This is a genomic window from Flavobacterium sp. I-STPP5a (assembly GCF_009764685.1).
In the GTDB taxonomy this organism is placed as follows: Bacteria; Bacteroidota; Bacteroidia; order Flavobacteriales; family Flavobacteriaceae; genus Flavobacterium.
Genome location: NZ_VHLM01000061.1, coordinates 1 through 20313, shown reverse-complemented (window position 1 = coordinate 20313; position 20313 = coordinate 1). Strand labels below are relative to the sequence as shown.

Below are 20313 nucleotides of genomic sequence, written 5' to 3'. Positions count from 1 at the left end.
GGTTTATTTTTCTTTTCTTTGCACCCTGATTTTGATTAACGATAAAAGATAAGTATAATGTCAAGAGTTTGTGACCTTACAGGTAAAAGAGCGATGGTAGGAAATAACGTTTCTCACGCTATGAACAAAACTAAGAGAAAATTTTCTGTGAACTTAGTTAAAAAGCGTTTTTATCTTCCAGAAGAAGATAGATGGATTACTCTAAGAGTAGCTGCATCTACGATAAAAACAATTAATAAAAATGGAATTGCTGCTGTTTTGAAAAAAGCTCAGTCAGAAGGATTTATTAAATAATCCGTTCCACAATAAATATATAGCAAGATGGCAAAGAAAGGTAATAGAATCCAAGTAATTTTAGAATGTACAGAACACAAAACAACTGGTGTTGCAGGTACTTCAAGATACATCACTACTAAGAACAAAAAAAATACTCCGGATAGATTAGAGATTAAAAAATTTAATCCAATCTTGAAGCGTGTAACTGTTCACAAAGAAATTAAGTAATAATTACAAATTTTATAAGGTTAAAATGTTTACGTTTCAAACCTAATTAAAATTTAAATAACATTTGAATCATGGCAAAGAAAACCGTAGCATCGTTACAAACATCTTCTAAGAGATTATCAAAAGCCATCAAAATGGTGAAATCTCCAAAAACAGGTGCATATACATTCGTAGAATCTATTATGACTCCTGAGGCTGTTGATGAATTCTTGAAAAAGAAATAATTAACAGAGATACTATATAGAAAAGCTACTTTCATTCGGAAGTAGCTTTTTTATTTTCTATATTTACCCCGAAAAAAAACCAAGTGTTTTTTAAGACTTATAGTTCATTTTATACCCTACTTACAATGAGTTTTTTTAAAAAAATATTTTCATCAGAGAAAAAAGAGATACTAGACAAAGGTTTAGAAAAGTCAAAAACAAATTTCTTTTCAAAGCTTACTAAGGCTGTCGCAGGAAAGTCTAAAGTTGATGATGAAGTCCTGGATAATCTAGAAGAAATTCTTGTTGCCTCTGATGTGGGAGTAAGTACTACGTTGAAAATCATTACTAGAATTGAAAAAAGAGTAGCATCAGATAAGTATTTAGGTATCTCAGAGTTGAACCAAATTTTGAGGGAAGAAATTGCTGGCTTACTTTCTGAAACTAATACTGGTGAGTCATCTGAGTTTGTTGTTCCAGCAGACAAAAAACCATACGTAATTATGGTGGTAGGTGTAAATGGAGTAGGGAAAACTACGACTATTGGTAAATTAGCATATCAATTCAAAAAGCAAGGATATAATGTAGTTTTGGGTGCTGCAGATACGTTTCGTGCCGCTGCGATAGATCAATTGCAAATTTGGGCTGATCGTGTAGGAGTTCCAATTGTGAGACAAGAGATGGGAAGTGATCCGGCTTCGGTGGCTTTTGATACTTTGCAATCAGCGGTGGCTCAAAAAGCAGATATTGTAATTATTGATACCGCTGGACGTTTACACAATAAAATCAATTTGATGAATGAATTGTCTAAGGTGAAGCGTGTGATGCAAAAAGTGGTTGCCGATGCACCACATGATGTTTTATTAGTTCTTGATGGATCTACGGGGCAAAATGCATTTGAACAAGCAAAACAATTTACAGCAGCTACCGAGGTGAGTTGTTTAGCTGTTACTAAGCTTGATGGAACTGCAAAAGGCGGCGTTGTTATTGGAATTTCTGATCAGTTTCAAATTCCTGTGAAATACATCGGTGTAGGCGAGGGCATTGAAGATCTTCAAGTGTTTAATAAATTGGAGTTTGTAGATAGTTTTTTTAAATAATAGCTAGTTTGTTATGAATTTTTCTTTCTTGAAAAATATTTCTCCCATGTATCTTTATTTAGTTAGTATTATTTCTTTTGTTTTAGCAAATGTTACCAGAGAAATAAATGTGACATTGTATTATGCATTACTTTTATTGGGTTTAGTGTTTTTTGTATTGGGTCTTTTAAGGAGGATGCAATCTAAATAATTAGAATAAAGCACTAATTTTTTGCCATAAAACTGCATCAAAGTCGGATAGTCCAAAAGTGGGATTGTCAGGATTTGCAACTTCGCCCATACGTATCACAACCATTTTTTTACTAGGTACGATATATATTTTTTGATCGTTTTTGCCTAGTGCACTATACATGTCTGCAGGAGCTGAGGGGATAAGACTTCCTGGAAATGTGAGCGATACTTGTGGTAATTTGTACGATGTTTTCCCGTTTAACCACCACATGTATCCATATGAAAGATTTGTGTTTTGTGATGTGTTTGTGGCTTGATTCATAAAAGTTTCACTGACAATTCTTGTTTCGTCCCATTTTCCTTTGTTTAATGCTAGGAGTCCAAATCGAGCCATGTTTCTTGTTGTACTCCAGTAAACGCTGAGTCCATCAGAATTAATCCAGCTGCCACCAGTCATTCCTATTCGGTCTCTAAGTTTTGTATTGAAATAATTACTCCACGTTTGTCCGCTTGTTCTAGCAATTACATCTTGAAGTTTTACATAAACGTTGTGGTATGCCCATCTAGAGCCTGCATCAGCAACATATTGTAAATTTGCGGGTGACACATCAGATCCTAAGGTTTCGTTTAGTCCAGAGTCCATACAAAGTAAGTTTTTGCAGGTGATAAGGTTTTCTTTGGCTAATGGCGCGCTCGTCCATCCTGTTCCTAAGTAATCCGAAACTTTATTATTGATGTTAATTAAGCCTTCATCTTGAGCGATTCCAGTTACTGTTGTTGTGAGTGTTTTGCCAGCACTAGCCCAATACCATAAGGAATTTGCGGTATGACCATTAAAATAGTTTTCTAAAACTATTTTTCCGTCTACTAAAATTATAAATGATTTGGTGTTTTTAAGTTCTAAATAATCTAGTAAAGGTTGCACTGCAGCTGTTTTCCATCCTAAGCTTGCTACTGTTTTTGTTTCCCAAGTTGTGCTGTTCATGGGTGGAAAGTAAATTTTATCCTGAGTTGTGACTGGAGTAGTGGCTTCTGTAGGTTCTGAACTGCAACTCATTAGTAGGAGAACAAATGCAATAAAAGTTGTTGTCTTTGTCATTTTGGGGCGGTTTTTGCTAATAGGATGTTAAAGATAGCAATTAGTTTAATGGAAGGATAACTATTTTTTTTGTTTGCATTTTTTAAGAGTAACTTTGTAAATAAATAAGTGCTTTGTGATTTGTTACGCTACTAGCCCTGATTGCAGTGTAAATCCTTTTTTACCGCTTTTTTTGCGGGAAAAAAGATTGTAACGAAAAGCAGGAAATAGCTCCGAAAAAAAAATATTTTATGAAAAAAACGGTTTGTATTATTGTCGCTTTTTTAGCATTAGTTTCTTGTTCGCAAAAAGTTGTGCCGGCTGATTTAGCTAAAATAAATGGGTATTGGGAGGTGGAGAAAGTAGTTTTTGATTCGATAGATGATAAGGAATACCGCATGAATGAGGTTTACGATTATTTTAAGATTGTAAAAGATAAAGGGATTAGAAAAAAAGTGATGCCACAACTTGATGGTACTTTTTTAGTGAATGATGTAGAGGAAAAAGTAGCTGTACGTTATGAGGATAACCGTGTTTTTATAGACTACACAACGCCTTATATGAAATGGAGTGAGGAAATTATAGCCTTAACAAATGAAGAGCTGGTGCTGTTGAATAAAGACAAAATGGAATACCACTATAAAAGAGCAACAGCAATAAACTTGATGGGTGATGGCAAAGAGATTAAATAACCAAAGTACGATAGGGGATGTTTTGAAACAAATAATCCAAGTGAATAAGTTGCAACCTGGCATGGATCAAATTGATGTGAAAGATGCTTGGAAAAATCTTATGGGGAATGGTGTAAATAGCTATACGAATAATGTAGTTTTGAAAGGAAGTACGCTGTATGTGGAGTTGACTTCATCTGTATTACGAGAGGAATTAAGTCACGGAAAGTCTAAAATTGTTAAAATGATCAATGAGGAATTAAGACGCGATGTGGTGAAAGATGTAGTTTTGAGATAGTGTAAATTAACAGTGTTTTGTTTTCAATGAGATTGCAAATAAAAAGTCCCGTTTCAATTTGAAACGGGACTTTTTGTTTTTATGAGTCACTGTTACCTGTGACTGAAAACTGAATACTAGAATTGCTCTCTTCCAGCAAAATGGAAAGCACCTTCGATAGCTGCATTTTCATCGCTATCAGAACCGTGAACTGCATTTTCTCCGATAGAAGTTGCGTATGCTTTACGGATAGTTCCTTCAGCAGCTTCAGCTGGGTTTGTAGCTCCAATTAAAGTTCTGAAATCTTCAACTGCATTGTCTTTTTCTAAAATAGCAGCAACAATAGGTCCTCTTGACATGAATTCAACTAATTCACCGTAAAAAGGCCTTGCAGCGTGAACAGCATAAAATGCTTGAGCATCAGCAACAGTAAGTTGTGTTAATTTTAAAGAAACGATTTTGAAACCTGCATTAGTAATCATAGCAAGTATGTTTCCGATGTGTCCATTAGCAACAGCATCAGGCTTGATCATTGTAAATGTTCTATTAGTAGCCATTTTTTTGTTTTTTTAAGTTTTTCGAATTGGCTGCAAAAGTAAACTTTTTTATGTGTTTATTTTAATAAATCACCAATTAAAAGGAGTTTGTTTAAGATTAATCAGGCCTTTTTTTTAAATTAAACCTTAAATATTAATTGATGTTTATAAAATAGTCTTAAAATCAAAGACCAAATAGTTACATAGATCAAAGCTCCGGCTAAGGATGCCGTCATAGGATTATTAAAAACGGGTGCAATCCAAAAATGATACAAATAATTTTGAAGATTAATTTGTTCAGAAGGAGTTTCTGGATTTTGAAATTGAATCATTTCTAATGCTTGTGGAATTATTTCAGAAAAGAAGAATACAATCATTGGATTTACTCCCCAAACAAGAAATAGTTTTGTCCAATTTTTATAGTTAGTAACATCAATTACATAATAGAAAATAGTTAACGAAAGTATTGCTATACCAGATGTGTATAAAACAAAAGAGCTCGTCCAAAGTGATTTATTTAAAGGAAATGTGATGCTCCATAAAAGCCCAAGAATAATAAGAATAATTCCAGTAATTCCCATTTTTTTAACAATTTCCAGTTTAGGTAATGGACGATTGAGTAATTGACCTATAAGCAATCCTATTATTCCTGAGGCTATTGCAGGAATTGTACTTAGAATTCCTTCTGGATCCCACGTTTTTGTAACTGCCCACACATGATTTTTTAAAAAGACGCTGTCCATCCAAGATGCCAAATTAGTTTCTTTATCAAGATTTGCTAATCCAATTTCTGGGACCGGAATCAATGTCATTACTGCCCAATATCCTATTAAAATTGTTGATGCTACTATGATTTGCGTTTTAAGCGTTGTTTTTAGATATAAAAGCGATATAACAAAATATACAATTCCGATGCGCTGTAAAACTCCCGGTAGCCTGACGTCTTGATAAGCCTCAATTCCACTATGTGCTAAACATAAAAATGTAACAAAAATACCAATAGCTAAATACGTTTTTACTTTTGCATTGAAACTGCCCATGAGTGCATAACCCACGCTAATTGTGATGATTATGCGTCCTATTAATAAGGGAATACCGTCTAGTCCAAAAAGTTGTATTTTTCCAAAGAAATTGAAAAACATTCCTAAACAAAACATTCGTAAGGAGCGAATTAGTATTTTATTAAAGGTTGTGTTATCAAAATTTTTTGTAGGCATTGCAAATGAAACCGCTACGCCCATTATAAAAATAAAAAAGGGAAAAACTAAATCTGTAGGAGTACAACCATTCCAATCTGAGTGTAATAAAGGAGGATAAACAGTTGCCCAGCTTCCTGGATTATTGACAATAGTCATCAATAAAATAGTAAATCCTCTAAATACATCCAGCGAAATTAGGCGTTCTTTTGTCATTTATTTATGGTTTTTCTTAAGGAAGTTTAATTATGTCAAAATTAGATTGCAATGGTTTTAGCATTTGTATCAATTGCGGAATTAAATTCTCACCATATTCAAGGTAAAATTCTGAAAAATTATTTTGTCTTTCCTGTAAACTTTGATTTGGGAAAAGTTCGTTTTGTAAATCAGTAATGCGCTGTAAAATATCACCCAAAGTTCTTTTTTGAGCTCTTAGTAAACGTTTTTCTAGGTTTTCTAATCCTTTTATTTGTTTGGCCTCCTGAGCTTTTAGGGCTCCCATAAAAGATTGATCAGTTTTTGTGGCACGTTGATGAAGCGAATCAAATTGTTGTTTTAATTGGTCTTTTAAATCTTTTAAATCAATTTGAATCTCTGATAATTCTCTGGTTTTATTGTCTTTTAAATTTTTTTGTTTTGAAAACAAGTTAGTCCAACTCAAGTTTAACTGATCTGCTTTTTTGGTTTGTTTTTCGGTTGCTAATAAAACAGAATTCCTTAGCAGAAGCATAGGGAAAGTAATTTTTGAAGCAGCAAAAAAAGATTTGAGTTCTAACCAATAGGCAATTTCTCCGCCTCCGCCAATATAGCAAAGATTTGGTAAAATTACTTCTTGATATAACGGTCTCATAATCACATTTGGACTGAATTGTTCTGGATGATTTTCTAAAAGGGATAGAATTTCTGTTTCAGAAAATTCTAGTTTAGTGTGGTTTACTTTGTATTTATCGTTATCAAAGATGATGCGTTCCCGGATGTTATTTTCAATATAAAACAGATTTATTTCTCTAGGATTCACCTGAATGGTGTACTCTTTTAATTTTTCAGCAGTTTCGAGCACTAATTTATGAGAAGTTTGCTGCAGTAATTCTTCTTTGATGTATGGAATAAAGCTGCGTTTTAGGTCAGAATTATCGGCATCGATTATTACCAATCCAAAATTTCCAAATAGTGCATTGGCTAAAAACCGAGTGGCATCGGCGAGATTATCGTGTTTGAGATAGGAATCTTCAAATAATTTTTTGAGTGTATTAGCATTTATACTGGAACCTAATTCAAGCGCATATACTTCAAGGAAATCAGCTAGACCTTCAGTAGATAATCGGCCAACAGGTCCAGTGCTTTCTTTGTTCCAGCGGAATTTTTTGCCTTTAAAATTAAAATAATTGATTTCTTCAAAATCATGATCCTCAGTGGCCATCCAGTAAATGGGAACAAAATTATAGGAAGGATATTTCGATTTTAATTCTGTTGTTAAATTAATTGTCGAAATGATTTTGTATAAGAAGTACAAGGGTCCGCTGAATAAATTCAGTTGATGACCAGTTGTGATAGTGAATGTATTTGAATTATTTAAAGATTCAATATTTTGCTTTGTCAAAACGGAAGTTTCAACATTTAAATATTGTTTTTGTAAAGTAGAAACTAAAATGGATCTGTTGCTATTGTCGAAATTATTTTGCTTTTCAAGAATTTGCTCTTCAAAGTTTTCAAAATTTGGAAATCTATTGTACAGAGTATGTAAATTGTTTTTTTGATCTAAATAATCGTTCATCAAAGCAGAGAAATATCCTGAATTTTGATAGCTGATACAGTCGGTTGGCATGTTGTTTTTATTTGTTGCTAAAATATCAAAAAATATTATAGGACATGATAAAAAACTTATCTTTAAAAGGGGAACTTATTTTGAATTCATGAATTTTTATTTGAATCGGTTACTATGAAGTTGCTTTTTATATGTTAAGCTTTGTAAATGGTGGAAATTGATTCATCAGATAAGATTAAAATAATAAAGCAACTCAATTTGAGTTGCTTTATGTGTATTAGTACATTTGTAAAAATAAGCCCGTAAATATTAAATTTATTTTTGCGGGCTTATGTTTTTTTTATTTTTTAAGCAGTAAAGTTTAAAAAAATAATCATAGTAAAAAGTAAAGCTTAATACTTTTTAATCACCTTTTTTGATTTTTATATGCTAAACATTTTAAAATATAAAAGGACTCCATCCTGGATTGCCCCCAAAGCGTAAAATTAAAATTTGTAAAAGGCTTAGTCCTTCAGCTTCTTGAGCTGAAGGTGAATATTCCAAAATTTTAGACTCTTGAGGCGGATATAGATATTGATTTGGTTTTGTTGAGTTTGTACCGAACCCCGTATTTGATTTCATTAAGAATCCATATTCGGAGCATTTAATAGCAACCCATTCTGCTTTTTCTCTATCAAAAGCAAGACAATCTTTTGAGTCATTATTAGTTTGTTGAGCAAAAGAATTTATCCAAATTATGATACTAGTTGTTAAGATTATTTTTTTCATAATTTTTTATTTAAGATTATAATTTATTGAAATGGATATACAGTCATTCTAAAAGTGCTATTAAATCCAGTCAATGTAAACGCTGGATAAGGTAGTCCACCTTGTTTAATAAAATACAAACCATTTGGATTCATTAATTGGTCATCTAGTTTTTTTAGAAAAGCAGGCGCTGCAATTACAGGCGCAGTAGATAGTGTGCTAGTTTTCCATTGTAAAGGATTTAGGATAACAACTTTATTTGTAGCGTCTTCTTTAACAGTGAAATAATGGTAATATCTGGCAATAGTTGCTCCTGTAGCATTTCCAAAACGATATTCAATATAGTTACTACCATCAGGATTATTAAACCAAGGCTGTATTCTAGTTAGTTGAGCTCCGGCTGGTAAACTTAATTTAAGTTCGGTCAAAATGGTATTGAATAATAATGAATTAGTTGAGGCAGTATTTGTTAAGTTGTAAATATATGCATATACATTATTCGGATTTCCTGCTAATAACTTTTTATAATCATCAGTTAATACCAATGGTTTATTGCTATACTTGATGGTTGCAGTAACATTGTTTGTTCCTGCAGCAGTAAAGGCCCCGCTCACACTATCATAAGTAAAGTCGGTTAGGTTTTGATTACCAACTTTTACAGGCGGACTTACAATAATACCAGTTGCTGTGTAAGCGATTCCTATATTACTTGTAATATTAGAACCAGTTTCTATAGAATTCGCAGTTGCATACCTAGTGGCTCCAGTGAAATTAAAATCAAATTGACTTGTTTTAGAACCATCATTAGTTTCTAACAATCGAAATAAGGGTCTTGTTGATGCTCCAACAACATTTGGAATCATTGCAATGTTTTTAGGCAAATCTGCCCAATCTTGTGCTGTTGCTTTTACAAAACGTAATTCCTGAAAACTTCTGTTAGTTTTAAAAATGATTTGCCCATTGTCTTGTCCGTAATACAAAAATTGGAAGTCGCCTTTATATCCTTTTCCACGTAAAGATGCAACTGGAAAATTATTTGAATCCGATAAAAGATGTATTCTGTTTTTTGTTGTAAAAACAAGACTTACGGTACTGCCTAGTTCAATACCGTATTCACTTTTATATATTGCTGTATCATTATCAAAGTCTGATGCCATCTCCACTGAGCCACTTTTAAACTTGAATAAGTGGGTAAAGCCACCTAATTGGGTAGTGTCTGTAAAATAAACTGCTTTCCATCCAAATTCAGATGATTCTAATAAATCATTCAGTTCTTTTTTTTGCACATTTAATCTTTCTGTAGGCGTTTGATTAAAAATGGGATCTACATCTTCCTTGTTGTCACATGAAGCCAATTGCATTGCTAGTGCGGCAATGAATAGGTATTTGAGTATGTTTTTTAATTTCATGATATTTAATTTATTTTAAATATGAATTATAGAATATTTTTTTTAAAATAATTATTCCTTTAGCTAATTAGCCATTAATTACTGCTAAAGTATTTTTTTCAGCTTGATCTCTAAGTTTATAAAAATCAATGTTGTAAGCATCTTTAAAGTATTTTACTATGACAGCTTCCTTTGCCTTTATGTCAGCTTTTGCTTTTACACTTGTTATTCCTGCTAAGATAGCATCGTATTCAGCTTTTGAATTTACTAACATAGTAGAGGCCATTTCTGCAAAATCTTCATTTATGTTTGATCTGGCATAATCAGTAATAAAACCTTCTTCTCTTGCTACTGTTGTTGAAGTAGCATACCAGTTTGATGTGTATCCAGTAGGTGTAATTTTTGATAATGTTTTTTCATCAAAAGGTTTATATTGATTCAGGATATGAATGTATTCATGTTGAATAGTATGAACAAAACGTTTTACATTATCGCGATTTTTCTTATCTACCAAATCTGTTTCAAATAAAGTAATTCTTTGACCACCTTCTGCTAACCCAAGTGTAATAGTCCCAGTGGTATTTAAATTTCGACCACCAACCAGCACAAATTCTCTAGGTGCAATTTTTTTTACAAAATCAACACCTCCAATAGTTGAATAACTTTCCAACCAAATTTTTTGCACTATTTCTAATGCTGGTTGCACTTGTCCTTGTATGGGTGGATATAAAAAACGATTGTTGTCTACCACATTTTGGTTCCATTTGTATTGTACTTTAATATTGTACGTGTTTACATAGTTAGTTTCAATCCATTTGTCTAATGTAGACATAGTAGGTATTGAAACGTCTAACTGGCTTTCTTTTAAGGCTTCTTCGCCAGAACATGCGCTTAATAATACTATAGCAGAGAAAAGGATTATTTTCTTATATTGAGTTTTTAATTTCATCTTGTTGACCTTATAAATTAATTAATTAACGAGGGTTTTTTTCTAAACCAGTGTTAGAAACATGTAATGGAATTTGTATTGCCTTACGTTTGTCATCCTTCAATAAAACATTATCTGGTTGATTGTAAGATTTGTGTGTGATTTTTAAACCAAAACGTTTAATATCAATCCATCTTAATCCTTCATGTATAAATTCTCTTCTTCGTAGCTCAGCTATCGCTTTTATGTAAGATTTTTGGACAGAAGTCAAATTATAAAAAGGAGTATATTCATCATCTACAGCTGGATATTTAGTAACTATCTTTAATTCTGTAACTTTATCGGTCGATGCATTGTATCCTTTGATACGTTTTGAAATAAAATATTCTAATTCCTCGTTAACGGTAGCTATTTGATTGGTCATCACGTGGGCTTCTATTCTATTTAAATAGTATTCATCATTACTTAGTAATACTATTGCATCATAAGGCTGTCCTATTCCCGCATTAGCATTAGTAATTCTAAAATATTCAGTGAATTTAGGAACAAAAATTGTTATTTGTCCATTGTATGATAATGGTCTGTATAGCCATTCTTTGTTGAATAAATTGGCGCCATTTCCGAACAAAATATCTCTGTCTGCACCAGTTAATTGGAATCTATTAGAATAAAAACTTCTAGAGTATACAGATGATACTGATGCTATTAATAGGTTTGTAGATTCACTTTCTTGTGAGTATTTTCTTTGGCCTGTATTAAAATCTACATCTAGATAGGATTGATAATCTCTTAATTGCCCTTCTGGCTTGTTTCCTAACTCATCAGATACTTCAATAACTTTATTCCAATCTCCTTTTATCAAATAAAATCGGCTAGCAAAAGCTTTTGCAGCTGCTTTATTAAAATGAAATTTAGGTAACTTGTAGTCGCTGTTAACATATTTTAGTCCTTCTTCAAGGTCTTTTTCAATAAAATTGAAAACTTCTGCAACAGTATTACGAGAGTATTTCTTAACAAGAACCTCTTCTGGCTCTAGTACATATGGAATACCTAAATCAGTCTTAGCAGTTGCAGGATTATATCTTTGCGACCAAAAAGTAACTAACATAAAGTGTGAATATGCTCTAGCCAATAAAGCTTCTCCTTTTTGAGCATTTAAGTTGGCTGGATTTCCTAGTTTTTTTATTGCGTCTAAAGCTTGATTAGCATGTGCAATTGCCGAATAACATGCGTCCCAGTAATCAGAAGGAGAATCCTGTTGGATATCTTCTTGCATTTCCCAGTTATAGTTTTGACTATTTTTATTTGTAGTCAATGTAAGATCCCCACTATCAAAAACATTGTCAGTCATTGTTTCCGCAAACTCCATGTAATTTGCATTTGGATAGGCATTTACCAGTAGTTCAGAAATTTTTTCTGGAGTATTAAGTTGAGTTCTGTTGTCAGGAATCTCCGAGAGGAAATCGTCACAACTGCTGCTAACTGTAAGTACAATTAGTAATAAAGTGGTTATTTTAAAAGTTCTCATATTTATTTTATTAAAATGATACGTTGATAGCGAATGTATATTGACTTGTTATTGGAAGTGAAACTCCTCCTGATCTGAAGAATTCTGGATCCTGGCCATTTAATTTTTTGTCAGAATAGATTAAAAGTGGATTGGTGCTAATTGCTTTTAAATTAAAGGTATTAAGTCCTAGTTTTTTCTTTAAATCTTTTGGAAATTCATAAGAGATTGATACGTTTTTCAATCTTACAAATGATCCGTCAGCAACTCTTTCATCAGAGAAATTATAAGCATTATAAGCTCTTGTTAAATCTCTTGATTCGGCAGCATAATTTGCAATTAATCTTTTATCTGCAATAACGGGAATATTTGTCAATGCTTCGTCTCCTGGATTTATCCAGCGGTTTGTAAATTCTTTTGTAAATACTGTTAGATCATCATATTGATCAGAATAGATAGGGTTTAAACGCACTTTGTTACCGCCAGCAGCAACAACGAATACATTTAATGACCAGTTTTCATACGTAAATGTATTTGATAAACCAGCTGATTTGTTTGGTTCAATTGAACCTTCATATTTCAAGTACTTTGTAACATTTTCTGAATCTTGAAAGTTAGCTCCGGCAATATTGTCTTTCTCACCGTCAGCCATAATAAACGTAGGTAAACCTTGGTTATTTAATCCTGTAAATTGGTAAGAGTACAATGCATTTCTAGGATGTCCTACGGTGTTTCCTCCAGTTCCATCAACAAGTCCTAATACACTTGGATTATTTTGTAATTTTACAATTTTTTGATCATACACAGAGAAATTGAAAGTCGTTGACCATTTTAGTTTTGTATTGTTCAAGTTTTTAGTCGTCAAAGATAATTCAATACCTTTTGTTTCCATATCAGCATTGTTTCCTTGCTTGATTTTTTGCCCTCCAATACCTGAAGTTGTAACAAAATCTACTAAATCAAAAGCTTTACGGCTATAAACATCGGCGGTAAATTGAACGCGATTGTCAAATAAGCCTAAATCCAAACCAATGTTAGTTTCAAATTGTTTTTCCCATGTTAAATTACCATTTTGTAATTCATCGATATTTAAACCGGATTCTCTATCTCCTAAATTTAAACGATTAGTGATGAAACTTTTATAAATAGCTAATGAGTTAGTTGCGGGACCTGCTGTGGCAGTCAAACCGTAAGAACCTCTTAAATTTAGGTTAGTAATTGTATTTGCGTTTTTCATGAAGTCTTCCTCCATAATATTCCATTTTCCACTTACGGTATAGGTAGGTAACCATCTAGAAGAACCGCTTCTTCCTTGTCTATTAGATCCATCATAACGTCCTGTAAATGATCCAGTATAACGACGATCATATGTATAACCAATTTTCCCGAAGAAACCAACGGTTCTTTCTCTTTCTTCATTAAATCCAAAATAAGATTCTCCACCATTAATTAATTTTTCTAAAAGGCGAGGGTCTGTGAAAGCAGTTAAACCTTTTTCATATTGTAAACCAAAAGCAGTAAAGTTATCACTACTCCTGTCAACAGATCTTAATTCCTGACCAAATAATCCTTCTAATTCATGCTTTTCTTGGAATGTGTTTTTATAGCTAAAACTATTTCTAATATTATAAGAAGTCAATTCATTAGAGAATTTTCTTAAAATACCACCATTTGGGAGTACAGCCACTTTTGGAGCAGTTAAATTTTCTGGATCTTGGTATAAAAATATATTTTGATCTCTTACTATTGTAGTTTCTTGTGCGTTATATGCCCCTATAATATTTGAGTTTTCTAGTATATTATGTTCTCTAGTAGTGTTTGCATAACGCGCATTAGCCGTAAGATTGTACGTTAAATTTGAATTGATTTTATACGCTAAGTCAGCTTGAAAGCGGATGTCTTTAACTTTGATTTCCATGTAGTTATTCTCAAGTTCATTAAGAATGTTTATAGGAGCCCAGTTATTTCTATAATACTCTAGATTACCATTATCATCATAAGGTCTTAAAGCTCTATTTGTATTTAGTACATAATTAAATGGATTGATATCAAAATCTCTGGTGGTACTGCCACTTACCCCATCTTTAAGACTGTCATAACTTCCAGGAGCTCCCTGATCTCTTACAGATGCTTGTGTTGAAAGTGTTAAATTAAGTTTGTCATTGATAAAGAAAGTGTTCTTTATGTTAGAGGTAAGTTGGCTTACATTGTCTGCCAAAGTCCATCCTGGATCTGAATAATAACCTAAAGAAGCATAAAATGTATTGTTTTTACCACCACCTGAAAAACTTAAAGAATGATTTTGAGTAATGGAAGGTCTAAACAAGGTTTTAAACCAATCGGTATTAGCTAGTTCATATTTTCTTAAAAATGTATTTCTACTTGGAGTATCATTTTTTACGCCAAATGCACCTGAAGTTTGCTCATACGTATTTATTGCATTTGCAAGAATATTGTAGACTCCTCCATAACGACCTTGGGAAGTTGCAGGTAGATCTAGAAAACCTTTACCTTCAATTTCTTTGAGGACACTCATGGTTTCCTGAGAATTCAAAATGTCATATTGATTATATGTTGGGACGTTTCTCACCGTTTGTTCGAGTGAATAAGTAACACTTAATGGAGATTCTTTTCTACCTTGTTTAGTTGTAACAACAACTACGCCATTCAAAGATCTCGAACCATAAATTGATGTAGCAGAAGCATCTTTCAAAATTTCAATACTTAAAACATCATTTGCATTTAAACCAGCTATTGATGAACTTAATAACGTCTCTGAATTTCCAGAGGCTAAATCAGCAAAAGACAGGTTTACGATGTCTTCTTGTACAATACCATCAATTACCCATAAAGGTTTTGTATCACCAAAGATAGAAGAAGAGCCACGTACAGTAATTTTAGGAGCGGCACCAAAAGATCCGGTAACATTTTGTACGGTCACACCAGCTGCTTTTCCTTCAATCATTCGGCTGATATCAACTACTCCTTCAACTAATAATTCCTTATTAGTAATTTTACTTACAGCGCCTGTAAATGTTCTTTTGGATGTTTTTTCGTATCCAGTAGTTACAACTACTTCTTTAAGTTTTTCGCCCACTTCTTTAAGTGTAATTATAGATGGTAAATTTCTAATAATTAACTCTTTTGTTTCCATTCCTATGAAGGAGATGATAAGAGTGGTGCTGTTTTCAGGTGCCGATATAGCAAATCTACCATCAAAATCTGTAAGCACTGTGATTTTGGTTCCTTTGACTAAAATGGTTGCGCCAGGTAAAGGATTTTGATTTTCATCGACAACTTTTCCTTTTATGATTTGGTTATTTTGATTTATTACACTTGGTATATCAATGTCGATAGAACTATTTTTTTGCGGTTTGTTTTGTAATATGATTTGATTACTTACTTCAAAAAATTCGATTTCAAGTGGTCGTAAAATGTTATTAAGAATGGTTGAAAGTGATTCATTTGTAGCTTGATAGTTAACTTTAGAATTAAGTTGGCTAATTCTAGAGTTGTATGAAAATTTTATATTAGCTGACTTTTCAAGTTTCTTAATTACTTTATTTAAGTCCATGTTATTTAGACTAACGGAGACCTTAGTGTCTAATTTTTTTTGTCCTTTAACACTATTTGCGAGGGTGATTGTTGAAAACACAAATGCAAACAGGATTTGATATAATGTTATTTTCATGATTCGATAGAGTAATCGTTGTTTAACAACAGGTTTTTTCATAATTTTGGTTGGGTTTTATTAGTACTTATTACGGGTATTTTAAACTCTTTTAATTACTTTTTACAGAAAGTAATTTGGTTTTTTTAATCGGTGTCAAAATGTTACAGCATGTTGGCACCTTTTTTTTTAAAATCTAAATTTTTACATAGGCATAATTTTAATTACAACCATCGGTTGTTATGATAATTTGATTTTCATTCATTTCGTAGCTGGTGTTTTTTCCTAATGCATTGCATATAATCTTAAGTTTTTCTAGTAATGGTTCGTCGCTAAGCGATGTGGTAAGAAAGCAATCTTTAAGTTTTTGCTTTGGATAGTCTATCTTAACTTGATAAGCTTGTTCAATAGTGTTGAAAATTTGATTAACTGGAATGTCATTAAATTCAAAACTTAGTTGTTCAATATTTGTACTATATTGGAATAAAAATTTGTCTTTAATTATGTCAGTAACTTTGTCAAATGTTGCACTCTTTTTAGTAAAACGAACCGCTTCATTAGGTAATAAAGTGATTTCTTCATTTTCGTTAATACTATTTTTTTGTGTCTTCACTTTTACTTTACCAGTTCTAACCAATACTTCAATGTTGGGTTGGTTTTCGAAAGCGCTGATTCTGAAGCTTGTCCCGACAACTTTTGTGATAATTTCATTAGCATAAACAAAGAAGGGTTTCTTAGGGTTTTTACTAATTTCAAAAAAACCTTCACCCGATAAATAAACTTTTCTTTCATTTCTAGCAAAATGTATTGGATACCTTAGTTTACTATTGGGTTGTAGCAATACTGAACTTTTATCAGATAATATTATTATTTGAGGTTTGTTAGTATTGTTAATTTGTACAATGATGCCGTCATGAATGTTTTTTGTTAAAACATTATCATTTTTTGAAGCAGTATTTATAAGATGCAAGTTGTAAAAGCTGTATCCTAGAAAAATGAAAACTAAAAGGGCTGCTGCTAATTGTGTCCATTTAATATGTGGTATGTTGAAGGTGCTTTTGTTCATTTTTTGCTCCTCTTTTACTTCAATTTTGTCCCATATAGAAAGTAGTGCACATTGTAGCTCTTCTTGCGTCACTTTTTGTACATTAGTTTTTAATGCTAAAATCCATAGCCTAGATTCTTCTACTAATTTTGCTCGCTTTGGATTTTCTAAAGTCCATTCTTCCCAGTTTTCATTGTCTTGGTTGTTGTGTACCCATAACTTGAATGATTCGTCCATTAAAAAATCATCAATCTCAGTATAAAAGTCTCTTTTTTGCATTTGCGAAGGGGAGTTATAAACACATAAAGGACAATTGTTTTAAAATATACTCATTAAATTGTGAAAATTTTTAAAAAAAGATTATGTTTTCGAGAATTTCTTGTAATCGAATGATTTTTTAATGGGGGGGCAAATGACTAAAATTTTAATGGAATCAGGTCAATATTGAAGAAACAAAAATTGAACTTGTTGAACTTAAATTAATGCGTAAAGGATTAGTTATAGCTTATTTTATTTCTGGTTTTTAATATTGAAATTATTATTTGATTAATTTGTACGCAAGTAAAATTTAATTTTTACTGAATATAATTAAAGTAAGCATATTAATTTATACACTATAAAAGCAAGGTATTTTGGCAGGTCAAGAAATTGTGAAAATTAATATAAAGTTTTGAACCTCATTGTAAATTAGTTTTTTTTAAAATATAAGTTTATGTTATGTCTCCTTAGCGCTAATTTTTAAATAGATAAAAAGGGTAAAATAAATATAAATGCACTCCAATCTTTACGAAGTTTGAGCAGTGATCTGTGAAGTAAATTGCTAGTAGATTGATAGTTTATGTTTAAAATTTCTGCTATTTGATCAATGCTTAGCCCTTGATTATATCTAAGGAATAAAACTTCTTTTTGCTTTGAAGGTAGCTGATTTATTAATTTGTTTAGTTGACTTATTCTGTCTCTACTAGTCTCATCTATTATTAATTCATGTTCAACAGAAAAATCAAAAAGAAAATCTAGTGCTTTTGTCGATGTTGACTTACTAAATATTTTATCACGTTCTTGCTGTCTAGCAATTCTTTTACGAACACTAGATAAGAGATAAATTTTGGGTGAAATATTTTCATTTAGGGACTGTTTGTATAGCCAAACATCCACAAACACGTCTTGAATGCAATCTTTGACTTTATCCTTGTTTGATGAAAAGGAACACCCATACAAAACTAATTGGTTGAAATATTTTTCAAACAAATTTGAAAAAGCTTTTTCATTCCCATTAATTAATTGTTTCCATAATAATGAATCGTCAATTACTTTGATATGTTCGGAAGATTTTATCAATTTACCTGGTGTTTGATATTAAATTTTTGTTAATATTTTGTAATAGTACGATTAATATCAAAAACATACAAATTAAACCATTTATTTATGTTTATATTTTTAAAAACTCTTTTTTTTTTGTTAGTAAAACACTAATAATACTAATTTATTGCTGTTTTGTTAATGGTATCTTAAGTAATTCTTGTATGATATATTTTGAAAACACAGTTTAGCGTAAACAATTATTTATACTTTAACTTTTTTATTGTTACTATTGATTAATTTTTTTTTTTTTAATCTTAAATTAATTTTTATAAATGTGCATTTGAAATCTGAAAATTGTCAGAAAAAAATAAAATATTTGCTTTTTGGGAAATGATAGAAAGTATAATTGAGTTTTCTGATTTTTATAATTTGGAACGGTAGCTGTTTTGGTCTTTCTTTAGTTGTCTTTTCTGAGTTTGGATGCGACACGGGCATAGTTACAATCGTTAGCTGCTTTTTCTATTGCTTTTTTATCTCGTCAGCTAGGTTGAGCGTTTTTTGGTCATTAGGGTGATAAATTTTTACGCAAATTTACGTACCGACCTTTATAAACTTTTCTTTCTGAACTTTTTCCTATTCAATTACGTTTGCTGGTGTCTCGTCATCCTTTAATTTGGCTGGCAACTGATTGCAATATAACTTATGTGGGTTTTGATCTGACTGCTACATCAACCTTTTCATTAGTTGCTTTTGTAGTAATCGAGAAAGGGAAGCAGTAGTTGTAGTGAGGAACAAGTTAGTTTTGATTTATTTATTTTTAAATTAAAAAACTAGCATTGTATTATTCATGGTCGGAAGAAATTCCGGCCATTTTTATTTCAAGTTTTAAATACTTTGTCGGAGTCTCCAGCAGTAAATACAATTAAAATAGCGGTTATCAAATCTCGTAGTTCCATAGCAGCGTGTCTTTTGGCGGTTTTGTATCATAGATCAATTGCTTTTTTATAAATTGAAAGCTGCATTGAGGCAATCATGGTCATTTAAACCATAACCTCAATTCCGTTTTTATTCATAGATACAAGATGGCTTAGATTAAGTTCTTGTTTTAAAAATCTAAAAAATACCTCAATATCCTATTTTTTACGGTAATAGTCTGAAATCTCTTTTGCAGAGAAATTAAATTCGTTAATAGGAAACCAAAATTCTTTATTTTTTTTTTGGTTTTTGACAACCACTAAACGAAATTCGGTTTATACTTTTTCTTGTCGATAATGTATTTTTTCGCGCTTGTTTAAGATAGGAGTTCCTGTAAAAAGCTTCACTTTACTATCTTTTAAAACTCCCCAATCATCCCATTTTAAAGGTTTTACTATTTCAAGAAAAGATTCAATCTCTTCAAACTTTCGGTTTTCTTTTGACCGAATGATGAATTTTACAGATTTTTAATCAATCCTGTCCTAAATAAAATTACATCATATAAAATCCGCCCATTTCATTGAGTTTACACCTTAGAAATGGTCATTTTTTAAAACAGAACCCCCTGTATGTTTTCTGGAGGAGGCTCTATGTGTTCTTCAAATGGCTTATCTAACCATTTTTGCAAGTCAATTTTAACGAAAAGATTCAATCGTATGAAAGCTACTAAATTGGATAAATACCAATCAAATTTTGATTGTGCTTTTAATGCTTTTAGAATGAGAATGGTAATTAAAGCCGTCCAAATTTGAATCATAACAGCATTTTCGGATGTTCCTATAAACGATTTTATATGAAGTAGCTGCTTTATATCTCTGAAAAAGATTTCTACCTGCCATCTGCTTTTATATAATTCCCCAATAGTGTTGGGAGACCAATAAAACTGGTTTGTAATAAGTTCAATAACTTGTCCATTTTCTTCATCCCACACCGCTACCCGTCTTAATTTCTTTGGATATTTATTTTTTGAAGGCTCATTTTTCAATTCAATCAATTCGTCTTTCATGATGTGCTCGTGACGATTTTCAGGTAATTCATTTTCTTTCACTGTAGTAAATTGTAAATTCTCTTTATGTCTAATTACAAAAAACACCTCGTTGCTGTCCCAAATATTCAAAAGGGAAAAGTCATTATAAAATCGGTCTGCAACAATCACACTGCCCTTTAAAAGGGGAATTTCGTAAGCTCCCTTATTATCAGCTGTTTTACCGTTGGTGATATTGATATATGCAGGCAAATTACCATCAAAA

18 protein-coding genes are annotated in these 20313 nt (G+C 31.8%); 6 read left to right on the top strand and 12 right to left on the bottom strand.

Annotated features, from left to right (window positions below; translation table 11 throughout):
• The first annotated feature begins 57 nt into the window (after positions 1-57).
• The 4 genes from rpmB (at position 58) to ftsY (ending at position 1807) form a co-directional block, all read left to right on the top strand.
• A complete protein-coding gene (rpmB, locus tag FJV36_RS12210; protein WP_024980263.1) occupies positions 58-294 on the top strand; it encodes a 50S ribosomal protein L28 in 237 nt (78 codons plus the stop codon).
• A gap of 27 nt (positions 295-321) precedes the next feature.
• A complete protein-coding gene (gene rpmG / locus FJV36_RS12205; protein WP_007805817.1) occupies positions 322-504 on the top strand; it encodes a 50S ribosomal protein L33 in 183 nt (60 codons plus the stop codon).
• A 71-nt stretch (positions 505-575) separates the two neighbouring features.
• Complete coding sequence (locus tag FJV36_RS12200; protein WP_082014152.1) at positions 576-728, top strand: DUF4295 domain-containing protein; 153 nt, start codon at positions 576-578, stop codon at positions 726-728.
• Between the two features lie 125 nt (positions 729-853).
• Positions 854-1807 (top strand): signal recognition particle-docking protein FtsY, encoded by a 954-nt coding sequence (gene ftsY / locus FJV36_RS12195; RefSeq protein ID WP_158728112.1) that lies wholly within the window; start codon positions 854-856, stop codon positions 1805-1807.
• 190 nt (positions 1808-1997) lie between these two features.
• Here ftsY and FJV36_RS12190 read toward each other — a convergent pair whose 3' ends face one another.
• The gene (locus FJV36_RS12190; protein ID WP_158728111.1) at positions 1998-3077 is read right to left on the bottom strand and encodes a serine hydrolase; all 1080 of its coding nucleotides are present in this window, start codon (positions 3075-3077) and stop codon (positions 1998-2000) included.
• Between the two features lie 230 nt (positions 3078-3307).
• Here FJV36_RS12190 and FJV36_RS12185 point away from each other — a divergent pair, with 230 nt between their 5' ends.
• The gene (locus FJV36_RS12185) at positions 3308-3748 is read left to right on the top strand and encodes a lipocalin family protein (RefSeq protein WP_158728110.1); all 441 of its coding nucleotides are present in this window, start codon (positions 3308-3310) and stop codon (positions 3746-3748) included.
• Positions 3729-4025 (top strand): DUF721 domain-containing protein, encoded by a 297-nt coding sequence (locus FJV36_RS12180; RefSeq protein WP_158728109.1) that lies wholly within the window; start codon positions 3729-3731, stop codon positions 4023-4025. The genes FJV36_RS12185 and FJV36_RS12180 overlap by 20 nt, the downstream gene beginning before the upstream one ends.
• Positions 4026-4141: 116 nt before the next feature.
• Here the strand turns inward: FJV36_RS12180 and FJV36_RS12175 are convergent, their stop codons facing one another.
• The 11 genes from FJV36_RS12175 to FJV36_RS12125 form a co-directional block, all read right to left on the bottom strand.
• Positions 4142-4561 (bottom strand): nucleoside-diphosphate kinase, encoded by a 420-nt coding sequence (locus tag FJV36_RS12175; protein WP_072941331.1) that lies wholly within the window; start codon positions 4559-4561, stop codon positions 4142-4144.
• A gap of 119 nt (positions 4562-4680) precedes the next feature.
• On the bottom strand, positions 4681-5952 hold the full coding sequence (locus FJV36_RS12170) for an acyltransferase family protein (protein WP_158728108.1): 1272 nt from the start codon (positions 5950-5952) through the stop codon (positions 4681-4683).
• Between the two features lie 16 nt (positions 5953-5968).
• Positions 5969-7561: a bacillithiol biosynthesis cysteine-adding enzyme BshC gene (gene bshC / locus FJV36_RS12165; protein ID WP_158728107.1), complete on the bottom strand. Its 1593-nt coding sequence runs from the start codon at positions 7559-7561 to the stop codon at positions 5969-5971.
• 378 nt (positions 7562-7939) lie between these two features.
• A complete protein-coding gene (locus tag FJV36_RS12160; RefSeq protein WP_158728106.1) occupies positions 7940-8269 on the bottom strand; it encodes a hypothetical protein in 330 nt (109 codons plus the stop codon).
• A 23-nt stretch (positions 8270-8292) separates the two neighbouring features.
• Positions 8293-9657: a DUF4302 domain-containing protein gene (locus FJV36_RS12155; RefSeq protein WP_158728105.1), complete on the bottom strand. Its 1365-nt coding sequence runs from the start codon at positions 9655-9657 to the stop codon at positions 8293-8295.
• Positions 9658-9724: 67 nt separating this feature from the next.
• On the bottom strand, positions 9725-10585 hold the full coding sequence (locus FJV36_RS12150; RefSeq protein ID WP_158728104.1) for a putative zinc-binding metallopeptidase: 861 nt from the start codon (positions 10583-10585) through the stop codon (positions 9725-9727).
• Between the two features lie 25 nt (positions 10586-10610).
• Positions 10611-12092: a RagB/SusD family nutrient uptake outer membrane protein gene (locus FJV36_RS12145; RefSeq protein WP_158728103.1), complete on the bottom strand. Its 1482-nt coding sequence runs from the start codon at positions 12090-12092 to the stop codon at positions 10611-10613.
• Between the two features lie 10 nt (positions 12093-12102).
• A complete protein-coding gene (locus FJV36_RS12140; protein WP_158728102.1) occupies positions 12103-15804 on the bottom strand; it encodes a SusC/RagA family TonB-linked outer membrane protein in 3702 nt (1233 codons plus the stop codon).
• A gap of 157 nt (positions 15805-15961) precedes the next feature.
• Positions 15962-17065 carry a FecR family protein gene (locus FJV36_RS12135; protein WP_158728101.1) on the bottom strand — a complete coding sequence of 368 codons (1104 nt, stop codon included), beginning with the start codon at positions 17063-17065 and terminating at the stop codon, positions 15962-15964.
• 459 nt (positions 17066-17524) lie between these two features.
• Positions 17525-18124, bottom strand: coding sequence for an RNA polymerase sigma factor (locus FJV36_RS12130; RefSeq protein WP_158728100.1), 600 nt, complete (start codon positions 18122-18124; stop codon positions 17525-17527).
• Between the two features lie 1489 nt (positions 18125-19613).
• Positions 19614-20313, bottom strand: a 700-nt coding sequence (locus FJV36_RS12125; RefSeq protein ID WP_158728099.1) for an IS4 family transposase, incomplete at its 5' end; no start/stop codon positions are given.

Coding starts and splice junctions, on each gene's coding strand:
- FJV36_RS12140 (WP_158728102.1), bottom strand. CDS start 15,804: ATGAAAAAACCTGTTGTTAAACAACGATTACTCTATCGAATCATGAAA.
- FJV36_RS12135 (WP_158728101.1), bottom strand. CDS start 17,065: ATGCAAAAAAGAGACTTTTATACTGAGATTGATGATTTTTTAATGGAC.
- FJV36_RS12150 (WP_158728104.1), bottom strand. CDS start 10,585: ATGAAATTAAAAACTCAATATAAGAAAATAATCCTTTTCTCTGCTATA.
- bshC (WP_158728107.1), bottom strand. CDS start 7,561: ATGCCAACCGACTGTATCAGCTATCAAAATTCAGGATATTTCTCTGCT.
- FJV36_RS12145 (WP_158728103.1), bottom strand. CDS start 12,092: ATGAGAACTTTTAAAATAACCACTTTATTACTAATTGTACTTACAGTT.
- FJV36_RS12190 (WP_158728111.1), bottom strand. CDS start 3,077: ATGACAAAGACAACAACTTTTATTGCATTTGTTCTCCTACTAATGAGT.
- FJV36_RS12200 (WP_082014152.1), top strand. CDS start 576: ATGGCAAAGAAAACCGTAGCATCGTTACAAACATCTTCTAAGAGATTA.
- FJV36_RS12175 (WP_072941331.1), bottom strand. CDS start 4,561: ATGGCTACTAATAGAACATTTACAATGATCAAGCCTGATGCTGTTGCT.
- FJV36_RS12170 (WP_158728108.1), bottom strand. CDS start 5,952: ATGACAAAAGAACGCCTAATTTCGCTGGATGTATTTAGAGGATTTACT.
- FJV36_RS12185 (WP_158728110.1), top strand. CDS start 3,308: ATGAAAAAAACGGTTTGTATTATTGTCGCTTTTTTAGCATTAGTTTCT.
- FJV36_RS12155 (WP_158728105.1), bottom strand. CDS start 9,657: ATGAAATTAAAAAACATACTCAAATACCTATTCATTGCCGCACTAGCA.
- FJV36_RS12160 (WP_158728106.1), bottom strand. CDS start 8,269: ATGAAAAAAATAATCTTAACAACTAGTATCATAATTTGGATAAATTCT.
- rpmB (WP_024980263.1), top strand. CDS start 58: ATGTCAAGAGTTTGTGACCTTACAGGTAAAAGAGCGATGGTAGGAAAT.
- rpmG (WP_007805817.1), top strand. CDS start 322: ATGGCAAAGAAAGGTAATAGAATCCAAGTAATTTTAGAATGTACAGAA.
- FJV36_RS12180 (WP_158728109.1), top strand. CDS start 3,729: ATGGCAAAGAGATTAAATAACCAAAGTACGATAGGGGATGTTTTGAAA.
- ftsY (WP_158728112.1), top strand. CDS start 854: ATGAGTTTTTTTAAAAAAATATTTTCATCAGAGAAAAAAGAGATACTA.